The sequence below is a fragment of the Lentzea sp. genome, assembly GCF_035525475.1.
Lineage (GTDB): Bacteria > Actinomycetota > Actinomycetes > Mycobacteriales > Pseudonocardiaceae > Lentzea.
Genome location: NZ_DATLEC010000006.1, coordinates 30,547 through 52,437, shown reverse-complemented (window position 1 = coordinate 52,437; position 21,891 = coordinate 30,547). Strand labels below are relative to the sequence as shown.

Annotated in this window: 23 protein-coding genes; 11 read left to right on the top strand and 12 right to left on the bottom strand. The window is 70.1% G+C overall.

Annotated elements, in window-relative coordinates; genetic code table 11:
- Positions 1-89: 89 nt before the first annotated feature.
- From VM306_RS00975 to VM306_RS00960, 4 genes are all read right to left on the bottom strand, one after another.
- Positions 90-1,796, bottom strand: a complete 1,707-nt coding sequence (locus VM306_RS00975) for a substrate-binding domain-containing protein (RefSeq protein WP_325510266.1) — start codon at positions 1,794-1,796, stop codon at positions 90-92.
- A 64-nt stretch (positions 1,797-1,860) separates the two neighbouring features.
- Positions 1,861-2,676 carry a 3-methyladenine DNA glycosylase gene (locus VM306_RS00970; protein WP_325510288.1) on the bottom strand — a complete coding sequence of 272 codons (816 nt, stop codon included), beginning with the start codon at positions 2,674-2,676 and terminating at the stop codon, positions 1,861-1,863.
- A gap of 130 nt (positions 2,677-2,806) precedes the next feature.
- Positions 2,807-3,052 (bottom strand): hypothetical protein, encoded by a 246-nt coding sequence (locus VM306_RS00965; protein ID WP_325510265.1) that lies wholly within the window; start codon positions 3,050-3,052, stop codon positions 2,807-2,809.
- Between the two features lie 10 nt (positions 3,053-3,062).
- Positions 3,063-3,491: a helix-turn-helix domain-containing protein gene (locus VM306_RS00960; protein WP_325510264.1), complete on the bottom strand. Its 429-nt coding sequence runs from the start codon at positions 3,489-3,491 to the stop codon at positions 3,063-3,065.
- A gap of 79 nt (positions 3,492-3,570) precedes the next feature.
- Between VM306_RS00960 and VM306_RS00955 the strand changes: the two genes are divergently transcribed.
- The gene (locus VM306_RS00955; protein ID WP_325510263.1) at positions 3,571-4,227 is read left to right on the top strand and encodes an SDR family oxidoreductase; all 657 of its coding nucleotides are present in this window, start codon (positions 3,571-3,573) and stop codon (positions 4,225-4,227) included.
- On the opposite strand, the gene VM306_RS00950 is transcribed toward VM306_RS00955, so the two are convergent.
- The 4 genes from VM306_RS00950 to VM306_RS00935 form a co-directional block, all read right to left on the bottom strand.
- Positions 4,213-4,740 (bottom strand): GNAT family N-acetyltransferase, encoded by a 528-nt coding sequence (locus VM306_RS00950; protein WP_325510262.1) that lies wholly within the window; start codon positions 4,738-4,740, stop codon positions 4,213-4,215. The two genes, VM306_RS00955 and VM306_RS00950, sit on opposite strands and share 15 nt — an antisense overlap.
- Positions 4,741-4,789: 49 nt before the next feature.
- The gene (locus VM306_RS00945; protein WP_325510261.1) at positions 4,790-5,815 is read right to left on the bottom strand and encodes a hemolysin family protein; all 1,026 of its coding nucleotides are present in this window, start codon (positions 5,813-5,815) and stop codon (positions 4,790-4,792) included.
- Positions 5,812-7,119: a hemolysin family protein gene (locus VM306_RS00940; RefSeq protein ID WP_325510260.1), complete on the bottom strand. Its 1,308-nt coding sequence runs from the start codon at positions 7,117-7,119 to the stop codon at positions 5,812-5,814. Before VM306_RS00940 ends, VM306_RS00945 begins: the two co-directional genes overlap by 4 nt.
- Before the next feature lie 108 nt (positions 7,120-7,227).
- A complete protein-coding gene (locus VM306_RS00935; RefSeq protein ID WP_325510259.1) occupies positions 7,228-8,244 on the bottom strand; it encodes a LacI family DNA-binding transcriptional regulator in 1,017 nt (338 codons plus the stop codon).
- Positions 8,245-8,366: 122 nt separating this feature from the next.
- On the opposite strand from VM306_RS00935, the gene VM306_RS00930 reads away from it, so the two are divergent.
- From VM306_RS00930 to VM306_RS00920, 3 genes are read left to right on the top strand one after another with little or no spacing between them, the layout of a single operon-like run.
- Positions 8,367-9,515, top strand: a complete 1,149-nt coding sequence (locus tag VM306_RS00930) for a Gfo/Idh/MocA family oxidoreductase (RefSeq protein ID WP_325510258.1) — start codon at positions 8,367-8,369, stop codon at positions 9,513-9,515.
- Entirely contained in the window at positions 9,502-10,527 is a 1,026-nt protein-coding gene (locus VM306_RS00925) for a dihydrodipicolinate synthase family protein (protein WP_325510257.1), read from the top strand. The genes VM306_RS00930 and VM306_RS00925 overlap by 14 nt, the downstream gene beginning before the upstream one ends.
- Positions 10,509-11,315, top strand: a complete 807-nt coding sequence (locus VM306_RS00920; RefSeq protein ID WP_325510287.1) for a sugar phosphate isomerase/epimerase family protein — start codon at positions 10,509-10,511, stop codon at positions 11,313-11,315. The genes VM306_RS00925 and VM306_RS00920 overlap by 19 nt, the downstream gene beginning before the upstream one ends.
- 114 nt (positions 11,316-11,429) lie before the next feature.
- Here VM306_RS00920 and VM306_RS00915 read toward each other — a convergent pair whose 3' ends face one another.
- Positions 11,430-12,464, bottom strand: a complete 1,035-nt coding sequence (locus VM306_RS00915) for a serine hydrolase (RefSeq protein ID WP_325510256.1) — start codon at positions 12,462-12,464, stop codon at positions 11,430-11,432.
- On the opposite strand from VM306_RS00915, the gene VM306_RS00910 reads away from it, so the two are divergent.
- Complete coding sequence (locus VM306_RS00910; RefSeq protein WP_414672305.1) at positions 12,463-13,197, top strand: SDR family oxidoreductase; 735 nt, start codon at positions 12,463-12,465, stop codon at positions 13,195-13,197. The genes VM306_RS00915 and VM306_RS00910 overlap by 2 nt on opposite strands.
- Positions 13,198-13,233: 36 nt before the next feature.
- On the opposite strand, the gene VM306_RS00905 is transcribed toward VM306_RS00910, so the two are convergent.
- Genes VM306_RS00905 through VM306_RS00895 form a run of 3 tightly spaced genes read right to left on the bottom strand, consistent with a single transcriptional unit; the run spans position 13,234 to position 15,960 of the window.
- Complete coding sequence (locus VM306_RS00905; protein ID WP_325510255.1) at positions 13,234-14,037, bottom strand: alpha/beta fold hydrolase; 804 nt, start codon at positions 14,035-14,037, stop codon at positions 13,234-13,236.
- Positions 14,038-14,047: 10 nt separating this feature from the next.
- Positions 14,048-14,479 (bottom strand): cupin domain-containing protein, encoded by a 432-nt coding sequence (locus VM306_RS00900; RefSeq protein ID WP_325510254.1) that lies wholly within the window; start codon positions 14,477-14,479, stop codon positions 14,048-14,050.
- A complete protein-coding gene (locus VM306_RS00895) occupies positions 14,476-15,960 on the bottom strand; it encodes a GGDEF domain-containing protein (protein WP_325510253.1) in 1,485 nt (494 codons plus the stop codon). Before VM306_RS00895 ends, VM306_RS00900 begins: the two co-directional genes overlap by 4 nt.
- 136 nt (positions 15,961-16,096) lie before the next feature.
- On the opposite strand from VM306_RS00895, the gene ruvC reads away from it, so the two are divergent.
- The 6 genes from ruvC (at position 16,097) to secF (ending at position 21,890) form a co-directional block, all read left to right on the top strand.
- A complete protein-coding gene (ruvC, locus tag VM306_RS00890) occupies positions 16,097-16,666 on the top strand; it encodes a crossover junction endodeoxyribonuclease RuvC (protein WP_325510252.1) in 570 nt (189 codons plus the stop codon).
- Between the two features lie 106 nt (positions 16,667-16,772).
- Positions 16,773-17,354, top strand: coding sequence for a Holliday junction branch migration protein RuvA (gene ruvA / locus VM306_RS00885; protein ID WP_325510251.1), 582 nt, complete (start codon positions 16,773-16,775; stop codon positions 17,352-17,354).
- Positions 17,351-18,364 carry a Holliday junction branch migration DNA helicase RuvB gene (ruvB, locus tag VM306_RS00880; protein WP_325510250.1) on the top strand — a complete coding sequence of 338 codons (1,014 nt, stop codon included), beginning with the start codon at positions 17,351-17,353 and terminating at the stop codon, positions 18,362-18,364. The genes ruvA and ruvB overlap by 4 nt, the downstream gene beginning before the upstream one ends.
- Before the next feature lie 93 nt (positions 18,365-18,457).
- The gene (gene yajC, locus VM306_RS00875; RefSeq protein ID WP_325510249.1) at positions 18,458-18,799 is read left to right on the top strand and encodes a preprotein translocase subunit YajC; all 342 of its coding nucleotides are present in this window, start codon (positions 18,458-18,460) and stop codon (positions 18,797-18,799) included.
- A gap of 129 nt (positions 18,800-18,928) precedes the next feature.
- Positions 18,929-20,734, top strand: coding sequence for a protein translocase subunit SecD (secD, locus tag VM306_RS00870; protein ID WP_325510248.1), 1,806 nt, complete (start codon positions 18,929-18,931; stop codon positions 20,732-20,734).
- A gap of 1 nt (position 20,735) precedes the next feature.
- A complete protein-coding gene (gene secF / locus VM306_RS00865) occupies positions 20,736-21,890 on the top strand; it encodes a protein translocase subunit SecF (RefSeq protein ID WP_325510247.1) in 1,155 nt (384 codons plus the stop codon).
- Position 21,891 lies beyond the last annotated feature (1 nt).

Below are 21,891 nucleotides of genomic sequence, written 5' to 3'. Positions count from 1 at the left end.
CGGACCCGGCCGGGTACCCCCAAAATCAATTCTAGTGAGCGGGTCCGACAGCGCTCAGACCTCAGCGCTCAGACCTCAGCGCTCAGACCTCAGGCCTTCGTCGACAGCACCTGGCCGAGCGCCGCCTCGACCCCGTCCACGTTCTCCACCACCGACACCGACCCGCCGGTGACCTGCGCGATGTCCGTCAACGCCGCGCGGTCCACCTCGCCGCCGATCGCGATGAAGCTGACCGCCAGGTCCGTCCCGTGCAGCTGCGACTTCAGCGCGGTGAGGTCGATCCCGCCGTCCGAGGTGCCGTCGGTGATCACCAGGACCCGGTTGACCCGCCCCGCCACGAACCCGTCGTGCGCCGCCTCGTAGCACGCCGCCAGCGCGCTGTAGAGCTGCGAGCCCTCGCTGGTCTTCAACCCGTCGAGGGCACGCCGCAGCGCCTCGCGCTTCTCCGTCACCGGGCCGGTGCCGACGAGCTGCTTGTAGGGCTTGGAACCGTCGAGCGAGCGGGCGAACTCCCACAGCCCGAACGAGCCCGACACCGACCTGTCGATCTGGCCGCGCAGGGCCGACTTCACCTTGTCCAGCCGGGGTTTCATCGACGTCGACACGTCCGTCAGCACCGTCACGACCTGGCCGCCGCGGTCCGCGGAGGCCCACGCCGACGAGATCTGCTGCGTGGTCGTCGCGTCGGCCGCCACGAGGTTCTCCGTGACGGGGGACCACGACACGCCCGGTGCCTGCGACGGCCGGTCCTGAGTGGACTCGACGCGCAGCCCGCCGCGCGCCAGGATCGCCTGCGACGACGGCTCGGTCATGAAGTCGCGGAACGCCTGCGCCGCACGCACTTCCGCCTCGCCGACCTCCGAACCGCCCAGCGCCACGTACGGGAAGTCCGCCACCGGAGCCGGGCCCGCGGGCAGCACGCCCACGAGCGGCTTCGACGGGGCCTCCTTGCCCGTGTTGTGCTTGAACAGGTCCACTTCGGACACCGGAGTGACGGAGAAACCCGCCGCGTTGACCGTCGCGCTGTCCCCCAGGCGCGCCAAGGCGTCGCGGGTCGTCGGCGGCACCTCCGGCGGCACCGCGGCCGCGAGCTTCGACAGCTTCGCCTTCGAGGCGTCCGAGCCGAGCGACTCCGCCGTCACCGGGCCCTTGCCGTCGGCCAGCGCCGACTGGATCGCCAGCGCGGACGCCGTGTTCGTCGCCGGGTCGGGCATCGCGACGCTGAACCGGCCCCAGTTCGTGCCGAACTCGGACCACTCCGTGACCTCGGGCATGTCGGTCCAGCGGAAGTCCTTCAGCACCGGCGCGGCGGCCTCGGGAGCCGCGAGCAGCACCGGTGACGTGCCGATGGACTTCGGCGCCGAGCTCACCAGCTTCGCGTTCAGCGCCGAGAGCCGGTTCGCCCACAGGGTCGAGTCGGGCACCCACGCGTGCGGGCGCTTGCCGAGCTTCTCCGCGTCCCACGTCGTCGTGAGGCCCTCCAGCACCGCGGACGAGTCCGCCGAGATCACCTCGATCGCGATGCAGTGGTCGTACACGACGGGCCGCGTCGCGCTGTAGGCGCGCGCGACGTCCGCGACGGCCTCCGCGATGCTCGGCGTCGCGGAGACGCGCAGCACCGAGTCGCCCTCGCTGCAGTTCTGGGCCAGGGCCTGCGAACGCTTGTCGAGCACTCCGCCGGCCCACGACAGGATCAGCCAGCCGAGGCCGATCAGCACGACCAGCACGACGATCAGCACGGGCCACTTGGCGATCCCGCGCCGCACCTTCGCCCGCAGCGCGCGGTGTCGAGACATCGATCCCTCACAACTACTCAGCGGACCCCGACGACCAGCGAATCACGCTAACAGGTGAACCTCGCTAGCGAAGTGAAGTCACACCAAGTACTGACTGGCACACGGAGACGAGCCGTTCCCTCAACGGCCGCGCCCGTTCGGCGAACGCGGCCTGCCTCCGAACGTACTCCGCGCGCCCCTCGGAAGTCTCGATCGGCACGGGTCCGTAGCCGAGTTCCACCAGGTCGTAGGGGGAAGCGCGCATGTCGAGCTCGCGCACGTCCACGGCCAGCTCGAAGCAGTCGGCCACCAGGTCCGACGGCGTCGCGGGCTCGAGCTTGTAGGCCCACTTGAACAGGTCCATGTTCGCGTGCAGGCACCCCGGCTGCTCGTTCAGCACCTGGTCGTCACGCGTCGGTCGCAGGGTGTTGCGAGGCCGCGCGGGCTGCGTGAAGAACCGGAACGCGTCGAAGTGCCCGCACTGGATCCGGCTCGACTCGACCACGGCGTCGGTCCCGTCGCTGCCCAGGCGCAACGGCCACGCGTTGTGCCGCACCTCCTCTGGCTGCTGCCGGTAGACCATCGCCCACTCGTGCAGCCCGAAGCAGCCGAGCCGCGCCGGCCTGCTCAACGTGGCCGTGAGCAGCGCCTGGACGAACTCGAGCGTCTTCTCGCGCTGCCGGACGAAGCTGCCCACGTCGAGCGCGACGCCCTCGCCGGACCGCTTGTAGTGCGGGAACTCCAGGTACTCGTCGGCGTCCTCCAGCACGACGCCCGGCCCGGGATGCCACCGTTCGAGCCGCACGGGCCGATGGCTGTAGTAGGTGAAGAGAAAGTCCATGACCGGGTGCTTCTCTTTGCGGAGCTTCCGCTCCAGATGCGGCCCGGTGAACCGGCGCATGCGCGCGACGTGCGAGTCGCGAAGTTCGTGCCATTCGGCTCGGGTCAGGACCTCCACGAGCGGTTACCGTACGCGGATGGCGGAGGGCGACTCCTCCGCGGTCAACCCGGCCGGCACGCCCGGCGCCGCGCTACAGCGGCGGCACGAGCCCGTTGAACGTCCGCGCGCCGTTGCAGTGCGGGCACTCCCGCCCGTTGTCGACGGTCCGCGGCGCCCCGCCGATGATCGCGAGCGTCGGCGCCGCGATGTAGCTGGCACCCCCGCACAGGTGGCAGACCGTGCGCGGTTCGGGCGTGACGGCGAAGAGGTCGTCGGCGTCGTCCTCGTCCTCGAACTCGTCGTCCTCGGCGAACTCGTCCTCGTCGTCCTCGCTCATGCCGCCCAACTTAGTGGGTGAGCTCTCCGGCGCGGGTCAGCGACTCGGAGGTGGCCTCCTCGCCGCACGCCGCGCACACGACGCGTGGCTCCAGCACGGCGCCGCACGAGTGTTGCCACACGAGGGGGAGGGGCCCCTCCGTCACGTAGGCGTCGCCCCACTCCTTGAGCATCAGCAACACGTTGTGCAGCGCACGGCCCGACTCCGTGAGCAGGTACTCGTGCCGTGGCGGGTGCTCGGAGTACTGGCGCTTCTCCAGCACGCCGGCGGCCACCAGCTTCTTCAGCCGCACGGTCAGCACGTCGCGGGAGGCGCCGGTGTTCGCGGCGATCTGGTCGAAGCGGGTGCTGCCGAGGAAGACCTCGCGCAGCGCCAGCAGTGACCAGCGCTCGCCCACCACCTCCAGCGCGTTCGCCATGGAGCAGCTTCGAGGGGTCATGTGACCATCGTAGCAGTCAGTTGGCAAATCCAACTCACGCGTCTACAGTGAGTTTGAGAATCCAACTCAGGAGGTAGTGATGAGCTTCAACGACGCAGTGGTGCTGGTGACCGGAGCCAACCGCGGGCTCGGCAAGGCGTTCGCCCAGGAGTTCGCGAAGCGCGGCGCGAAGGTCTACGCCGGTGCGCGGAACCCGGCGACCGTGGTGGACGAGAACGTGGTCCCGGTCCAGCTCGACGTGACCGACGCCGCCCAGGTCGAGGCGGCGGCGAAGGAGCTGGGCGACGTCACGATCGTGGTCAACAACGCCGGCGTGCTCGTCGCGGGGGAGGACGTCGACAGCATCAAGGCGGAGTTCGAGGTCAACGTCTTCGGGCTCGTCCGCACGACGGACGCGTTCGCGCCGGTCCTGAAGGCCAACGGCGGCGGCGTGGTCGTCAACGTGCTGAGCATCCTGTCCTTCATCGGCCGCCCGAACTGGCGCGGCTACGCGGCGAGCAAGGCCGCGGCGTGGTCGCTGACCAAGTCGGCCCGCGAGGCGTTGCGGGAGCAGGGGACCCACGTCGTCGCGGTGCACTCCGGCTTCATCGACACCGACATGGCGGCGGGCCAGGACGGGCCGAAGATCACCACCCAGGACCTCGTCGACCAGGTGCTGCGGGCGATCGAGAACGGCGACGACGAGGTGCTCGCCGACGAGCGCACCCGTGCGGTGAAGGCCTCACTGGCCTCGTGAGCGCGTGTCCTGGCGTCGGAGCTCCCACACGACGTCGACTCCGACGCGGTTGCCCATCGGAGGTACGCGGGACGGTGTGCGGCGGTCGACCTCGGTGAACCCGAGGCGCCGCGGCACACCGCTGCTCGCGACGTTGGCCTCGTCGTGCCAGATCTGGACCCTGTCCACCCCGTCCAGCGCGAAGGCGAGCTCGACCAGCTCCGCCGAGGCGGCGGTGGCGTGGCCGTGCCCGGTGTGGCCGGGGTGCAGCCAGTACCCGATCTCCACGACGTCGCCGGGGTCGCGGCGCATGGCCGTCACCACGCCGACGATCGCGTCGTCGACGGTGATGGCGTGGGGGAACGAGATCCCGCGCTCCCACTCCTCCGCGGCCTCGCAGAGGAACGCGGAGGCGGTCTCCAGGTCGTAGCCGTTGGCCGCCCACGGCGCCCACGGCCGCAGGTGCGGGAGCGACTCCGTGACGGCGCGGACCAGCTCCTCGGCGTCGGCCTCAGTCAGCTTCCGGAGCTTCATACTCCACTTTGTAGCGCAGGCGCGTCCGCACCGACCAGGACACGGTGGTCTAGACCCAGCGGACGTGGGTGCCGTCGCGCACGGTGCCCACGTACTCCTCCAGCAGGTCCTCCAACGCCACCACGCCCAGAACGGCGCCGTCACCGGACACCACGCGGGCGAGGTGCGACTGCGCCCGGCGCAACGCGGTCAGGGCCTCGTCCAGGTGCGCGTCCACCGGCACCTCCGGCAGCCCGCGCACCCGCGAACGCGGCACCAGCGTCGACCCGCCCTCCAGGTCCAGCACGTCCTTGACGTGCAGGTACCCGATCAGCCCCGACTCGCCCAGCACCGGGAAGCGCGAGAAGCCGGTGGTGGCGACGACGGACTCGATCTCGCCCACGGTCGGCGACGCGGACACCGTTGTCAGGCGGTCCAGCGGCACCAGGACGTCGGCCACCGTGCGCTCGGCAGAGGACAGCGTCTGCGCCAGGCGGCGGTGTTCGGAGTCCTCGAGCAGGCCCTCGGACCGCGACTGGCCGATCAGCAAAGCCAGCTCGTCCGGCGTGTAGGCCGACTCCAGCTCGTCCACCGGCTCCACGTCGAAGCGGCGCAGCACCCAGCGGCCCGCGGCGGTGAACATCGCCAGGACCGGCGCGATCATCCGCGAGAAGCCGTAGTGCACCGGGACCAGCCAGACCGCGGCCCGTTCCGGACCGGCGATGGCCAGGTTCTTCGGCACCATCTCGCCGAGGATCGTGTGCAGTGCGACAACGATGACCAACGCCACCGAGAACGCCACACCGTGCACCACGGCCAACGGCAACCCGACGGCCTTGAGGGGCCCCTCCAGCACAGAAGCCAGAGCGGGCTCGGCGATCGCACCCAGACCCAGCGAGCACAGCGTGATGCCCAGCTGGGCGCCGGCGATCAGCAGGGGCAGCTCCTGGGAGGCCTTGATGGCGGTGCGGGCACGGGAGGAGCCCTTGTCCGCCAGCGCTTCCAGGCGGTCGCGGCGCGCGGTGATCACCGCGAACTCCGCGCCGACGAAGAAGGCGTTGCCCGCCAGCAGCACCACGACGATGAGGAAGTTCACGACGACACCACCCGCAGCTCGGCCACGCGGTGGCGGTCCATCCGCATCACGGTCACCCTCCAGCCGTCGACGCGGATCTCGTCGCCGACGTCGGGAATCCGGCCCAGGCGGGAGAGCACCAGGCCGGCCAGCGTCTCGTAGTCGCCGTCGGGCATGCGGAACCCGGTGGCCTCCGCCACCTCGTCGTCGCGCAGCAGACCCGACACGAGCCAGCTGTCCTTGCCCAGCGAGCGCACCGGAGAGGCCTCACGGCGGTCGTGCTCGTCGCGCACATCGCCGACGATCTCCTCGACCACGTCCTCCAGCGTCACCATGCCCGCGGTGCCGCCGTACTCGTCCACGACCAGCGCCGTCTGCAGACCCGACGCGCGCAGGCGGTCCAGCAGAGCGTCGCCCTCCAGCGTCTCGGGAACGGAGTAGACCGGCCGCGTCAGAGCGGACAGAGGGGTCGACCCGCGCAACGTGGAGGGCACCGCGAAGGCCTGCTTCACGTGCACCATCCCGCGCACCTCGTCCAGCGAACCGTCGTGCACCGGGAACCGCGAGAAGCCCGTCTCCCGCGCCTTCAGCACCAGGTCCGCGACGGTCGCATCGGCCCGCAGGGCCTCCACGCGCACCCGCGGCGTCATCAGCTCACCGGCCGTGCGGTCGCCGAAGCGCAGCGAGCGGTCCAGCAGCACCGCGGTGCCCTGGTCCAGCGTGCCGTGCTCGGCCGACGTGCGCACCAGCGCGCCCAGCTCCTCGGGCGAGCGGGCGGACGCGAGCTCCTCGACCGGCTCGACGCCGAAGCGCCGGACCAGCCAGTTCGCCGAGTTGTTCATCGCGAGGATCAGCCACCGGAAGACCCTCGAGAACCCCGCCTGCACGCCGACGACCCCGCGCGCCGTCTCCAGCGGCTTCGCGATCGCCAGGTTCTTGGGCACCAGCTCGCCGAACACCATCGACAACGCCGTGGCGATCGCCAGCGCCAGTGCCAGCGACAACCAGTCGGCCACCGACGCGGGCACGCCCACCGCGGTCAGGCCCGGCTCGATCAGCGAGGCGATCGCGGGCTCCGCGATGTACCCGGTGATCAGCGTGGTCACCGTGATGGCGAGCTGCGCGCCGGAGAGCTGGAAGGACAACGTCCGATGGGCGCGGTCGATGGTCCGCGCCGTGGCGTCGCCCACCTCGGCGACGTGGCGCTCGACGGTGCTGCGTTCGAGTGCGGTGAGCGAGAACTCCGCCGCCACCGCGACGAAGGTGCCCGCGGTCAGCGCCACGACGGCGACCAGACCGAGCACGCTCAGAAGGATTCCGGTCACCTGAGCGCTCCAGCGCGACGAAGGACCGGGTTGGTATGCCAGCCTGGGCCAGACCCCATGGGGACGGCTCAACTCCTCAAGACTAAGTACGTGTACAGCCCGACGAGTCTAAGTGTGGGCAGTGGAGGCCCGCAGCACCACCTCACCCGCCACGCGGACGGTGCGGGCCTCGTCACCTCCGGCGTCCAGCACGAGACCTGCGGCGATCTCGCCCATCCGCTCCAGCGGCAGCCGCACGGTCGACAGCGCCGGAACCGTGTCGCGCAGCGTCGGGATGTCGTCGAACCCGGCGATCGACATGTCCTCCGGCACCCGCACGCCCCGTTCGCGCAGCGCCGCCATCGCGCCCATCGCCATCACGTCGGTCACCGCGAACACGCAGGTCACGCGCTTCTTCGACGCCAGCAGCTCCAGCGCGGCCTCGTACCCGCCGTCACGGGTGAAGGCGCCGTTGACCACCACGGGCGGCGTGATCCCGGCGTCGGCGAGCCCCGCCTTGAACCCGGCGAGCCGGTCGCGGGCCACCACGAGCTCGGAAGGCCCACCCAGCACGGCGAACTTCTTGTGGCCCAGCTCGGCGAGCGAACGGGCCAGCGCGCGCCCACCGGCGCGGTTGCCGGGCACGACCGTGTCGGTGCCGAGCTTCGCCTGCGACACGCACGCGACACGCCCGCCCTGCTCGGTGAACGCGTCGATCTCCGCCGCGAGCCTCGCCTGCGACGCACGGTCCGTGGTCCGCGAACCGGCGAGCACCACCGCACGCGCCCGATGCGCACGCAGGGTGGACAGCAGCTCGACCTCACGTTCGGGACGGCGTCCGGTCGTGCCGAGGACGACGACGAGCCCGGCCGCCTCGGCCACCCGCGTCACCCCCGCCGCGATGCACGAGAAGTACGGGTCGGTGATGTCGTGCACGACCAGTCCGACGAGCGAGCTCGAGTTGCGGGCCAGCGCCTGCGCCGAGGCGTTCGGCACGTAGCCGAGCTCCTCCGCGGTGCGCAGGACGCGGTCGCTGAGGTCCTCGCTCACCTGCCGCGTGCTGCCGTTGAGCACGCGGGAGGCGGTCGCCAGCGACACACCCGCCTGCTTCGCCACCTCGGCGAGCGTCACCTGTCGGGCGGACACGACCACCTCCGTCAACGTGCATGTGAGCGCTGAGACTAGCTCGGGAGGAGGTTGACGGCCGTCAAGCACCGCGGTTAGCGTGGCGGGAAAGCGCTTTCCAGCGCCGTTGCCAGGGAGGTGTGATGGCAGTTCGGACCATCGGAGTGGCGGTCAACGGCGTCACCGGGCGGATGGGGTACCGCCAGCACCTGGTCCGGTCCCTGCTGCCGTTGCGCGACGAGGGCGTGCGGTTGCGGGACGGGACCGTGCTGAAGGTGGAGCCGGTCCTCGTGGGCCGCAACGCCGACAAGCTCAAGGAGATCGCCGAACGCCACGACCTCGCCCGCTGGACCACGGACCTCGACAGCGCCCTCGCGGACCCGTCGGTGGAGATCTACTTCGACTCGCAGGTCACGTCGAAGCACGTCGAGTCGATCACCAGGGCCATCGAGGCCGGCAAGCACGTCTACACCGAGAAGCCGGTCTCGGAGACGGTCGAGGAGGCGCTCGGGCTCGCGCGGCTGGCCGACGAGAAGGGCGTCAAGCACGGGGTCGTGGCCGACAAGCTGTACCTGCCGGGCATCCGCAAGCTCAAGCGGCTCGTCGACGGCGGCTTCTTCGGCCGGATCCTCAGCGTGCGCGGCGAGTTCGGCTACTGGGTCTTCGAGGGCGACTGGCAGGCCGCGCAGCGCCCGAGCTGGAACTACCGGGCCGAGGACGGCGGCGGCATCGTCTCGGACATGTTCTGCCACTGGAGCTACCTGCTCCACGACCTCTTCGGCCGCGTCGAGGCGGTCACGGCCAAGGCCGTCACGCACGTCCCGACGCGCTGGGACGAGCAGGGCGACGCCTACACCGCCACCGCGGACGACGCCGCGTACGGGATCTTCGAGATCGAGAACGGCGTCATCGCGCAGATCAACTCGTCCTGGTGCGTGCGCGTGCGCCGCGACGAGCTGGTGGAGTTCCAAGTGGACGGCACCGAGGGCAGCGCGGTCGCCGGGCTGCGCGAGTGCTTCGTGCAACCTCGTGCCGTCACGCCGAAACCGGTCTGGAACCCGGACCTCCCGGTCACGCACCCGTTCCGCGACCAGTGGCAGCAGGTTCCGGACAACGAGGACTTCGACAACGGCTTCAAGGTGCAGTGGACGGAGTTCCTGCGGCACGTCGCCGACGGTGCGCCGTTCCCGCACGACTTCCTCGCCGGGGCAAGGGGAGTGGCACTGGCGGCGGCCGGTCTGCGGTCCTCTTCGGAAGGACGCCGAGTGGAGATCGCCGATGTCCGGCGGTGAACGCATCGTGTTCGCCGCGGCACACGTCGTGGCGAAGGACGAGCGCACGGTGGACTGGGACGCGACTCTCGCGTTCCGCCACCACCTGTGGTCGCACGGCCTGGGCGTCGCGGAGGCGATGGACACCGCCCAGCGCGGCATGGGCCTCGACTGGCCGACCGCCGCCGAGCTGATCCGCCGCAGCGCCGCGGAGAAGGCCGGCCGGATCTGCGCGGGCGTCGCGACCGACCACCTGACCGGCGAGCCGGACCTCGACGAGGTGCTGGAGGCCTACCTGGAACAGCTCGACGTCGTCCAGGAGGCGGGCGCCCAGCCCGTGCTGATGTGCTCGCGCCGGCTCGCCGCCGCCGCTCGCGGGCCCGAGGACTACGAGAAGATCTACGGCACCCTGCTCGACCACGTCAGCGAGCCGGTCGTCCTGCACTGGCTCGGCACCGCGTTCGACCCGGCGCTCGAGGGCTACTGGGGTGCGGCCGACGTCCCGCGCGCCACGCGCAACTTCCTCGAGATCATCCGGTCACGACCGGACAAAGTGGACGGCGTGAAGGTCTCGCTGCTCGACGCCGACCACGAGATCGGCCTGCGCCGCGCGTTGCCGGACGGCGTCCGCTGCTACACCGGCGACGACTTCCACTACCCGGACCTCATCGCGGGCGACGAGCACGGTCACAGCCACGCGTTGCTCGGCATCTTCGACCCGATCGCGCCCGTGGCGGCCAAGGCCCTCGCGAAGCTCGCCGAGGGCGACACGGCGGAGTTCCACCGCATCATGGCGCCGACGGTTCCGTTGTCACGCCACCTGTTCAGCGCACCGACCTACTACTACAAGACCGGTGTGGTGTTCCTGGCGTTCCTGGCCGGGCACCAGGAACGGTTCGTGCTGCTCGGCGGCCTGGAATCCGCGCGCGGCGTCGAGCACCTGGCCGAGGCGAAGCGGCTCGCCGGGATCGCCGGCGTCGTCGACCCGGAGTTCGCGGAACGGCGGTGGCAGCAGTGGCTCGCCTCTCGCTGAACCAGGCCACGGTCAAACGCGCCACCGTCACCGAGGCCGTCGAGGGGTGCGTCCGGCACGGCATCGAGTCGATCGGGCTGTGGCGCGAACCGGTGGCCGACCACGGCCTGGACCGCACCGCCAAGCTCGTCGCGGACGCCGGGCTGCGCGTGTCCTCGTTGTGCCGCGGGGGGTTCCTGACCGCGGTCGACAACCGCGCCGCGCTGGACGACAACCGGCGCGCCATCGACGAAGCCGCCGCGTTGCGCACCGACGTGCTGGTCATGGTCGTCGGGGGAGTGGCGGGCGACAAAGATCTCGCCGGCGCGCGTCAGCGCGTCGCGGACGCCATCGCGGAGCTGTCGGGGTACGCGGCGGAGGCGGGCGTGACCCTGGCGCTGGAACCGATGCACCCGGTGTTCTGCGCCGATCGCGGTGTGCTGTCGACGTTGTCGCAGGCGCTCGACATCGCGGAACGGCACCCGTCGGTCGGCGTCGTCGTCGACGCGGTGCACGTCTGGTGGGATCCGGACCTCGACGCGCAGATCGTGCGCGCGGGGCCGTGCATCGCGTCGTACCAGGTGTGCGACTGGCTCACGCCGGTGCCGGCGGATGTGTTGCTGGGACGCGGTTATCCGGGTGACGGCGACATCGACCTCGACCGCCTGACCAGGCAGGTCGCCGCGACCGGGTACGCGGGGGACGTCGAGGTCGAGATCTTCAACGCCGGCATCTGGGCGGCGGACTTCGACGAGGTGATCGCGGAGGTGGCACGCAGGTTCCACGACGTCGTGGAACCGGCGCTGTGACCACTGCACGGGGAAGCCGGTCGTCGACGGCGGCGACGACCGACCCCGGCGTGGTGCCTGTATAGCCGAAAACCAGTGCCGGATGGCCCGGAATTCAGAGAAATCTCAGGAAAGTCAGCCGCCGTTGAAGAACCGGTAGACCTTCGCGCGGTGCCTCGGCTTCGTGGTCGTGATCTTGATGACCGCGTCGAACATGGACCGTCCGAGCTCCGCGCGGGCCGCGACGGCCGGGTGCGTGGTGCTGAAGTCCTGGTCGTTCACGGCCTTGTCGCCGGAGAAGGTGCCGGAGGCGAACATCGAGTAGATCAGGATCGCGCGGTCGTCCTCGCTGAACATGATCCCGGCCTCGTTGCGGCCGTCCTCGAACCAGCCGGCCTTCGTCGCCACGCGCAGGCGCTCGTTCGTCGTGAGGTTCAGCCGCACGCCGTCGGTGAAGCTCGCGGTGGCGCGCAGGATGTTCAGCAGGTAGGCGGTGGAGGCCGCCGACAGCAGCTGGCCGTCGACCAGCTTCTGCAGCAACGTGTGGGTCTCGCGCGCCGTGGTGGTGCCGAGGAAGAACCGGTTGGGGTTCGCGACCGGCACGACCTGGGTGTGCACGAAGCCCTTGGAGCGCAGGATCTCGTTGAGCTCCAGCGCCGGCACGACCAGGCCGCACAGGCGGACCGCGGTGTTGTCGGAGACCGTCAGCAGGTTCGCCAGCGCGTGGCCGACGGTGACCTCGCTGGGGTACGCGCCGTCGAGCGCGAAGATCCCGTCGGTGTCCTGGATGACGATCGCGGACGACACCGTGACCGTCTGGTCGAGCTTGACCAGCCCGCGGTCCACCTTGTCCAGCACGGCGACCGCGACGGCGATCTTGTTCACGCTGTAGGCCTCGACGACCTCGTCCGCGTCCTCGTCGACGGCCGCCTTCGTCGTCCCGTCGAGGTCCGCGACCGTGATCAGCGACGACCAGGTGCCCCGCGCCTTGCGGACCTGCCGCTTGTAGATCTGGGCCACGCGCTTGCGCGACCGGTCGGCCGTCGTCGGGAAGCGTTCGATCTCGATCTCCGCTTCTTCCTGGGCTTGTGCTGCACCGTGGGAGCCGAGCACGGCCGTCGCGGCGGCGACGGTCCCCAGCCCGAACACGGACCTGCGGTTCACATTCATGCGCGGTATCCAAACAGGCGGCACTGACGTTTCCCTGACTAGGGTCCGGATCATGGAAAACGTCTTCGTGGTGACCGGAGCCTCCCGCGGGATCGGGGCGGCGACCGCCTCCCTGGCTGCTCAGGCGGGGTATCGCGTGGTCAGGGCATCGCGCTCGGCCGAAGAATCCGTCGGGGATCGCGGATGGGACGCGAAATGCGACGTGTCCTCATGGGATTCCGTGCAGGACCTCATGGCGCGGGTGGAATCGCGTTGGGGACGAATCGATGTCGTCCTCGCCAACGCGGGCGTTTCGGTGGACACGTCGTTCGTGTCTTCGGCGGGTGCGGACCCGTCCGAGTGGACCAGCATGGTCGTCACCAACGTGTGCGGCCCGGCGTTCACCGCCCGCGCCGCGATGCCCGCCCTGCTGCGCTCCGGCGGCCACCTGGTGCTGACCGGCTCGGCCGCGGGCCGCGGTGTCCGGCCGGGCAACCTGTACTCGGCGACCAAGTGGGCGATCACCGGCCTGGCGCAGGCGATCCGCGCCGAGGCCGTCGGCACCGGCGTGCGGGTCACGGTCGTCCAACCAGGACTCGTGGACACCGACGCGATCCCGGCGTCCCGGGCGAACGAGCCGAAGCTGGAGCCGGAGGACGTGGGCAGGGCTGTGCTCTACGCGGTGTCGCAGCCGTCCACAGTGGACGTGAACGAGATCCTGATCAGGCCGACCGGCCAGGCCGCCCACCGCTAGGCCCTCGTCCGCGATAGTCGCGGCCGGGGGCCCGGCTCACCCCTCGCGGAGGAACTCCACCAGCAGCCGGTTGACCTCGTCCGGCCGCTCCAGGTAGCCGATGTGCCCGCACCCGGCGATCTCGGCGTAGCGGGCGCCGGGGATCGCGTCCGCCACCTCGCGCGCCAGGCGGGGCGGCAGGACGAGGTCGTCGGCGAACCCGATCACCAACGACCGCGCGGTGATCGCCCGGTACGCCTCCAGCCGGGGTGCGAAGTCGCTCAGCGCGAGCTGCGCCCGGTCGCCCGCGGTGAGCGAGGAGCCGGCGAACTCGTAGAGCTGCAGCCAGTCCTGGGCAGAGGCCGGGTCGGCCAGCGTCGCCTGCGAGACGTTGCGGATCACCGACGCCGCCGCGTAGAACGCGGGCGGCACCTCGGCGCCCTTGTCGTAGAGGTCGCACAACGCGCGGGACCACGCCTGCTGCACCGGCTCGGGACGTCCGGAGGTGGCCATCAGCACCGCGGACCGCACGAGCGACGGGTGGGCCAGCGACAGCTCCTGGGTGATGCGGGCGCCCAGCGACGTGCCGACCACGTGAGCCGGGCCGCCGAGGTGGGAGATCACCGCGGCGGTGTCGGCCACCATGTCGTCGATTCCGAAGCCTCCACCGCACTCGGAGGACGGCTTGATGCCGCGGTTGTCGAAGTACGCGACCCGGTAACCGGCCCTGACCAGCGCGGGCACCTGGTAGGAGCGCCAGACGCGGCCGGGGCTGCCGGTGCCCATCACGAGCACGACGAGGTCGCCGGAGCCCTCGGTCTGGACGTTCAGCTCGATGCCGTTCAACGGGACGAGGGCCATGAGACCAATCCTAGAAGCGGCACAGGGGCTTGATCGCCGCGGCGTGAGAGGGATAACGGGCACACAGGTCGTCCGCGTGGCCGAACGACACGATGTCGTCGGTGTACGGCGGCACCACGACCGTGCCGACCAGCGACCAGTCGCCGGCCGGTGTGCTGCCCTGCCACACGCCCGCCGGCACGACGACCTGCGGATTCGACGCGCTCAGCACCGGCTCGGTCACCGAGCCGTCCGGGTGCAGCAGCAGCATCCGCAGCGGCGAGCCCGCGTGGAAGTGGTAGATCTCCAGGTGCTCCAGCACGTGCATGCCGGAGAAGTCCGGGCGGCGCAACAGGTAGGCGATCGCGGACACCTCGTCGGACCGGTGCGTCTGCGCGAAGTGGCCGCCCTCGACGGGGAGCTCGCGCATGCCGAGGTCGCTGATCAACTGCTCAGGGGTCACGTCATCTCCGGGAGCGGGGCACCGTGCACGACGACCATGCCCTTGCCGAGCCGCTTCGCCGTGTACATCGCGGCGTCCGCGGCACCGAGCACGTCGTCGGCGGTAACCGTGGGGTCGTGCGAAAACCGTTGCGCCACACCGATGCTGGCATGCACGCGGTGGACACGGCCGAGGACCTCGTGCGGGTGCTTCAACGTGGCCAGCAGCCTGGCCCCGATCTCGTCCGCGTCGCCGCCGTCCACCAGCACGCCGAACTCGTCGCCGCCGAGCCGCGCCACGGTGTCCTCCGGCCGGACGCTGTTCTTCAGCCGTGCGGCGACGTTGCGCAGCACGATGTCCCCCTCGGCGTGGCCGTTGTTGTCGTTGACGGCCTTGAACCCGTCCACGTCGATGAACAGCAGGATCAACGGCCGTGAGCGATCAGGAACCGCCAGCGCGCGCTCCAGCTGTTCGCGGAACAGCGAGCGGTTCGCGACGCCCGTCAACGGGTCGTGCGTCGCCTCGTGCTGGAGTCGTTCGCGAGAGACGCGCAGCTGGTCAACCAGGCGGACGTTGTCCATCAGCGTCAGCAGCTGACGCACGATCACGAGACACACGACCACGAGTCCGACGTAGATCTCCACCGGGTTGAGACGTCCGCCGGTGGCCGTGTTCCAGATGACGAACAGACCCGTGATCGCGAGAGGTAGGTACGGCACGAGCAGGTGCAGGAGGTCGGCCGTGCGCATGCGTCCGGACGTGGGTTCGAGATTGCGCACCGGCGCCAGCGCGCTGAGGAAGAAGAACGCGGGGCACAGCATGAAGCCGATGTCCGCACTCGCCGGGATCGCCGTGATGCCCTTGGAGATGTAGAAAGCGAACACCCAGCCCGACGACGACTGCGCGATACCGGCCAGTGCGATGAAAAGCATCGGCCACTGACGCACGGGCTGATGCGTCCACGACATCACCACGATCGTCACGAGCAGCACGAGGTACGCGGCGGGATGCGCGATGACGGTCGCGAAACCGGCCCCTTCGGTGGCCCACGCACGGGTGAGCGACTCGAGCGCCGACACCCACGTCAGCACGAACAGCGACCCGATCACGATCAACCCGTCCAGCACGACCACGGTGCGGCTGCGGTAGTTCGGCAGCAGGTCGTCGCCACGGCGTTTCTGCGCCTTCACGACCACCGCGGCCAGGCACAGGAACGGCACGAGCGTGAACCCGATCGGCGCGATCGTCGACGACGGCAGTTGCACGCCCAGGATCTGCTGACCCCAGATCCACGCGGACAGCCCGATCGTCAGGCTCGTCATCGCCGCCGTCATCCAGCCGTCGCGGTGGCGCGCGTAGGCCAGGAGCGCGGTCACGGCGAACACGAGCTGCACGACCTTGTCGATCGCGACACCGATCTCGCGGGGAACGGCGAGAGCGATGAGGATCATGACGGCCATGAAGGTGCCGACGCACCCCGCAACCACCCAGAACCTCTTCACCGCGACTCCTGTGATCGAAACCCGACCACCGTAGTAACGCCGGAGCGGACTTGTCGAACCGTGTCGGTGCCCGTGGCCTATAGGTGCACCGGATATGGTTCGAACTGTTGTTCGTTCGGCGATCCGGGGAGCTGTTGTGCGGGTGTTCGGGGTCGACCCCGGTCTGACCAGGTGCGGCTTCGGCGTTGTCGACGGCGGCCCAGGCCGCGTCGTGCGCGCCGTGGCGGTCGACGTCCTGCGCACGCCCGTCGACGCTCCCCTGTCCGTGCGTCTGCACGTGTTGTACATCGGTGTCTGCGAGTGGCTGGACCGTTACGAACCTCAGGTCGTCGCGATCGAACGCGTCTTCGCCCAGCACAACGTCCGCACCGCGATGGGGGTCGCACAGGCGTCGGGCGTGGTGGCCCTGGCCGCCGCGCAACGGAACCTGCCGGTCGAGTTCCACACGCCGTCCGAGGTGAAGGCCGCCGTCACGGGCTCTGGCCGCGCCGACAAGGCGCAGGTGACCGCGATGGTGACGAAGCTGCTCGGCCTCAAGGTGGCGCCGAAGCCCGCCGACGCGGCGGACGCGCTGGCGCTCGCGATCTGCCACCACTGGCGCGCGCCGATGAAGTCGCGGCTGGAGGAGGCCCAGGCACGCGCGGCGGAGCTGGCGCGGGTGCACAAGGCCAAGCTCGCCGAGGCGGCGCGCAGGAGCGGGGCATGACGGCTTCAGCGCGCACCGAAACTGTCGGTGCCGGCTGGAAGAATGAAATCAAGGGGTCCCCTTCGCGAGGGGACGCCTGCGCGAGCGTGAAGTCCGGAGGAACCAGGTGATCTCGTCACTGCGCGGCCAGGTGCAGCACGTCGGCCTCGACCACGCCGTGGTCGAGGTGGGAGGTGTCGGGTTCGCCGTCCAGGCCACCCCCACCACCCTCGCGAGCCTGCGCCGCGGCGAGGAGGCGCACCTCGCCACCGCCCTGGTCGTCCGCGAGGACAGCCTCACCCTCTTCGGGTTCGCCGACGCCGAGGCCCGCGAGCTGTTCGGCCTGCTGCAGACCGTCAGCGGCATCGGCCCGCGCATCGCACTGGCCACCCTCGCCGTGCTCGAACCGGACAAGCTGCGGCACGCCCTCGCCGAGGGCAACATCACCGTGCTCACCCAGGTCCCCGGCATCGGCAAGAAGGGCGCGGAACGGCTCGTCATCGAGCTCCGCGACAAGGTCGGCCAGCTCCCGACGCCGACCATGCCCGCGCACAGCCGGACGCGCGACCACGTCGTCGAGGCGCTCCTGGGGCTCGGCTTCCCGGCGAAGGCCGCGGAGACCACGGTCGACGGCGTGCTGGCGGACAACCCCGACCAGTCCACCTCCGCCGTCCTGCGCCGTGCCCTCGCGACCCTGGGGCGCAAGTGAGCGACGACGAGCTCAGCCCGTACGTCGCGCCGGCCGAACGCGACATCGAGACGAGCCTCCGGCCGTCCGACCTGCACGAGTTCGTCGGCCAGCAGCGGGTCCGCGAGCAGCTCGAACTGGTGCTGCACGGCGCCATGCGCCGGGGGACGGCCCCGGACCACGTGCTGCTGAGCGGGCCGCCCGGCCTCGGCAAGACGTCCCTCGCCATGATCATCGCGAAGGAGCTGGGCAGCGCCATCCGCATCACCAGCGGCCCGGCGCTGGAACGCGCGGGCGACCTCGCGGCCATGCTGTCCAACCTGGTCGAGGGCGACGTCCTGTTCATCGACGAGATCCACCGGATGGCCCGGCCCGCCGAGGAGATGCTCTACCTCGCGATGGAGGACTTCCGGGTCGACGTCGTGGTCGGCAAGGGGCCGGGGGCCACCAGCATCCCGCTCGACATCGCGCCGTTCACGCTGGTGGGAGCCACGACCAGGTCCGGCGCGCTCACCGGGCCGCTGCGCGACCGGTTCGGCTTCACCGGCCACATGGAGTTCTACAGCGCCGATGAGCTCGACCTGATCGTGAAGCGCAGCGCCAAGATCCTCGGTGTCGACGTCGCCGAGGACGCGGCCATCGAGATCGCGGGCCGCAGCAGGGGCACACCCCGGATCGCGAACCGCCTGCTCCGGCGGGTGCGCGACTTCGCGGAGGTCAGGGCCGACGGCCGGGTCACGGAGGACATCGCGAAACAGGCCCTCCAGGTCTACGACGTCGACGAGCTCGGCCTCGACCGGCTCGACCGGGCGGTGCTGTCGGCCCTGGTCAAGAGCTTCAACGGGGGACCGGTCGGCGTGTCCACGCTCGCGGTCGCGGTGGGGGAGGAACCGACCACCGTGGAAGAGGTGTGCGAACCGTACCTGGTGCGTGCTGGCATGCTGGCCCGGACACCGCGCGGTCGAGTGGCGACGCCCGCCGCGTGGCACCACCTGGGTCTGGAACCGCCCGCCGGTGATCAACTGTGGTGACCTGGCACAATCGGCGAAAGCACCTGGACATATCGGACGTGCGTCGAGGCATGTCCACTTGATCGGAGAATGATGGGCAACCTTTCGTCTTTGATGTTCCCGTTGCTCCTGGTTTTGCTGGCCGTGCCGCTGTTCCTCAGCGCGCGCAAGCAGAAGCGGGCGATGGCGGAGCAGCAGAAGCTGCAGAACGATCTCGCCCCCGGTGACAAGGTCATGACGACTTCGGGGCTCTACGGCACCGTCGCCGACGCGAGCCACGACACCACCATCGACATCGAGATCTCCGAGGGTGTCGTCACGCGGTGGCTGCGTGCCGCCATCAGGGAGAAGGTCGTCGACACGGAGGAGACCGTCGTCGAGGAGAAGGTGGACGAAGAGGACGAGGTGGCCACCGCACAGGTCGCCGAGCCCCTCGACCACAACGCCAAGAAGTAACCGACAGCGTCGTGACACCTGGAGTTGGCAACTGTGAACACCGCCAACTCCAGGTAGTGACGCGCAGCTCACGCGGCGCGCGTTACGCTGCGCGCTCGGAAACCATCGCTACTAGGAGACGGACGGATCGTGGCACCTCCGGCCGGGCAAATTCGCCCTGCGAAGTATCTGGCGAGTTTTGTCCTCATCGTGGTCGCGCTTTACGCCCTGGTCTTTTTGACCGGGAACGGTTCGGCCAAACCCAAGCTCGGTATCGACCTCCAGGGCGGCACGCTCGTCACCCTGACCGCGCGTCAGGAAGACGGCGCACAGCCGAGCGAGGAAGCGCTGAACCGAGCACGTGACCTCATCGAGGTGCGCGTCAACGGTCTCGGTGTCTCCGGTGCCGAGGTCGTGCGCGACGGCAACAACCTGGTGATCACCGTCCCCGGTGCGGACAGCGAGGGCGCGAAGGGCCTCGGCCAGACCGCCCGGCTCGCGTTCCGCAAGGTCATCGGCCAGCCGGTCCCGGCGGGCATGCCGACCGCTCCGGAGCCGTCGTCGAGCACCGCCCCGTCGAGCGGCGCCAGCACCCCGCCGTCCGCGCCGCCGAGCCAGAGCGCCGGCACCCCTTCGTCGAGCAACGCTCCGCAGGGCCGCCCCGCTCCGAACCTCGCCGCGCAGCCGTCCAGCACGCCGCCGTCCAGCACCCCGCCGTCGAGCAGCGCCGCCCCGTCGTCCAGCGCTCCCGCGTCCACGCCGCCCGCCGCCTCCAACATCGACCCGAAGGTCGCGAAGGAGATCCAGGAGGCCAAGGCCACGCGCCAGAGCACGGACCCGCAGGTCCTGCAGCAGGCCGCGCTCCTGCTCGACTGCACCAAGGCCGACCCGTTGCGCGGCAACGACGACCTCGACAAGCCGCTCGTCACCTGTGACGAGAAGGGCGAGTTCAAGTACACGCTGGCTCCGGTCAACCCTCCCAAGGAGGACACCGAGACCAAGCCGGACGACTACACGAACTACTCCCGCCTCACCGGTGAGGACATCAACAACGCCGCGGCCAACAACAACCCGAACGGCACCGGCTACGTCGTCAACCTCGACTTCAAGTCCGAGGGCGGCTCGAAGTGGGCCAAGTTCACCTCGGCCAACGTCCAGCAGTCCGTCGCGGTCGTGCTCGACGGCGAGGTCATGTCGGCCCCGACCATCCAGTCGGCCATCGAGGGCGGCTCGACCGAGATCAGCGGCAAGTTCTCGCTGAAGGAAGCCCAGAACCTCGCGAACACGCTGAAGTACGGCGCGCTGCCGCTGTCCTTCGACGCCTCCGAGGCGCAGACGGTCTCCCCGACGCTCGGCCTGCAGTCGCTCAAGGCGGGTCTGATCGCCGGCGGCATCGGTCTGGCGCTGGTCTTCGTCTACTGCATGTTCTACTACCGCCTGCTCGGCATCCTGACGATCCTGTCGCTGGCCCTGTCCGGCGTCATCATCTACGCCGTGCTGGTGCTGCTGGGCCGCCTGATCGGCTTCACGCTCGACCTCGCCGGCATCGCCGGTTTCATCGTCGCCATCGGTATCACCGCGGACTCGTTCATCGTCTTCTTCGAACGACTGAAGGACGAAGTGCGTGAGGGCCGCACGTTCCGTTCGGCCGTGCCTCGCGCATGGGTCCGTTCGCGGCGCACGATCCTCTCCGCCGACGCGGTCAGCTTCATCGCCGCCGCCGTGCTCTACATCATCGCGGTCGGCCAGGTGAAGGGCTTCGCGTTCACCCTGGGCATGTCGACGGTCCTCGACCTCGTGGTCGTGTTCCTCGTGACGCACCCGCTGGTCGCGCTGGCGTCGAAGTCCAAGTTCCTGTCCAACCCGAAACTGTCCGGACTGGGCGGCGCCCTCCGCGAAGGTGCCGCCCACCGCGCCACCTCGAGCGGCAAGACCACCGCCGTGAAGGAGGCCTGACATGGGCAACGTGTTCTCGCGCCTCTACGTGGGCAACGGCGCCTTCGACATCGTCGGCAAGCGCACCCGCTGGTACATCGTCTCCGGCATCATCCTGCTGGTCTGCATCGGCTCGATGGTGTTCAAGGGCTTCAACCTCGGCATCGACTTCGAGGGCGGCACCAAGATCTCGATGCCGTCGGTCTCGGCCAGTGGCCAGCCCATCTCGACGAACGCCGTCGAGGACGCGTACTCGAAGGCGCTGCCCGGCAAGAAGCCGAACGCCGTGCAGGCCGTCGGCTCCGGCGCCAGCGCGTCGATCCAGCTCAAGTCGCCGGCGCTGAACGTCCAGGAGGTCGCGACCCTCAAGGCGGCGCTCGCGCAGGACACCCAGCCGCAGGGCGGCCAGACGGCGATCTCCGACAGCGCCGTCTCCGCGTCCTGGGGCGGTGAGATCAGCGGCAAGGCCCTGTGGGCCCTGTTCTGGTTCTTCATCGCGGTGACGATCTTCCTGGTGTTCTACTTCGAGTGGCAGATGGCCGTCGGCGCGCTCGTCGCCGTCTTCCACGACGTCATCATCACCGCGGGCGTGTACTCGCTCATCGGCTTCGAGGTGACGCCGGCGACGGTGATCGGTCTGCTCACGATCCTCGGCTTCTCCCTGTACGACACGGTCGTCGTGTTCGACAAGGTCAAGGAGAACACCCGCGGCCTGCTGGGCCTGACCCGCCGCACCTACGCGGAGGCGTCGAACCTGGCGCTGAACCAGACCCTGATGCGCTCGATCAACACCTCGCTGATCGCGCTGCTGCCGGTCATCGGCCTGCTGGTCGTCGGCGTCGGCATCCTCGGCGTCGGCACGCTGCAGGACCTGGCGCTCGTCCAGCTCGTCGGCATGTTCGTCGGCGCGCTGTCGTCGATCTTCATCGCCACCCCGGTGCTGGTCGACCTGAAGATGCGCGACCCGAAGTACATCACGCAGGCCAAGCGCGTGGCCGCCCGCCGCGCCAAGTCCTCCGGCCCGCAGGTCGCCGAGGGCATCGAGTCGGTCGACGACGCCGCGCTCGCCTCCGACCTGCGCAAGGAAGAGGCGTACGCCGCCGCCGCGTCGGTGCCCCACCGCACCGCCAAGGCCGGTGACGCGCGCCGCCGCCCGACCGGAAAGCGCCAGCGTTGAA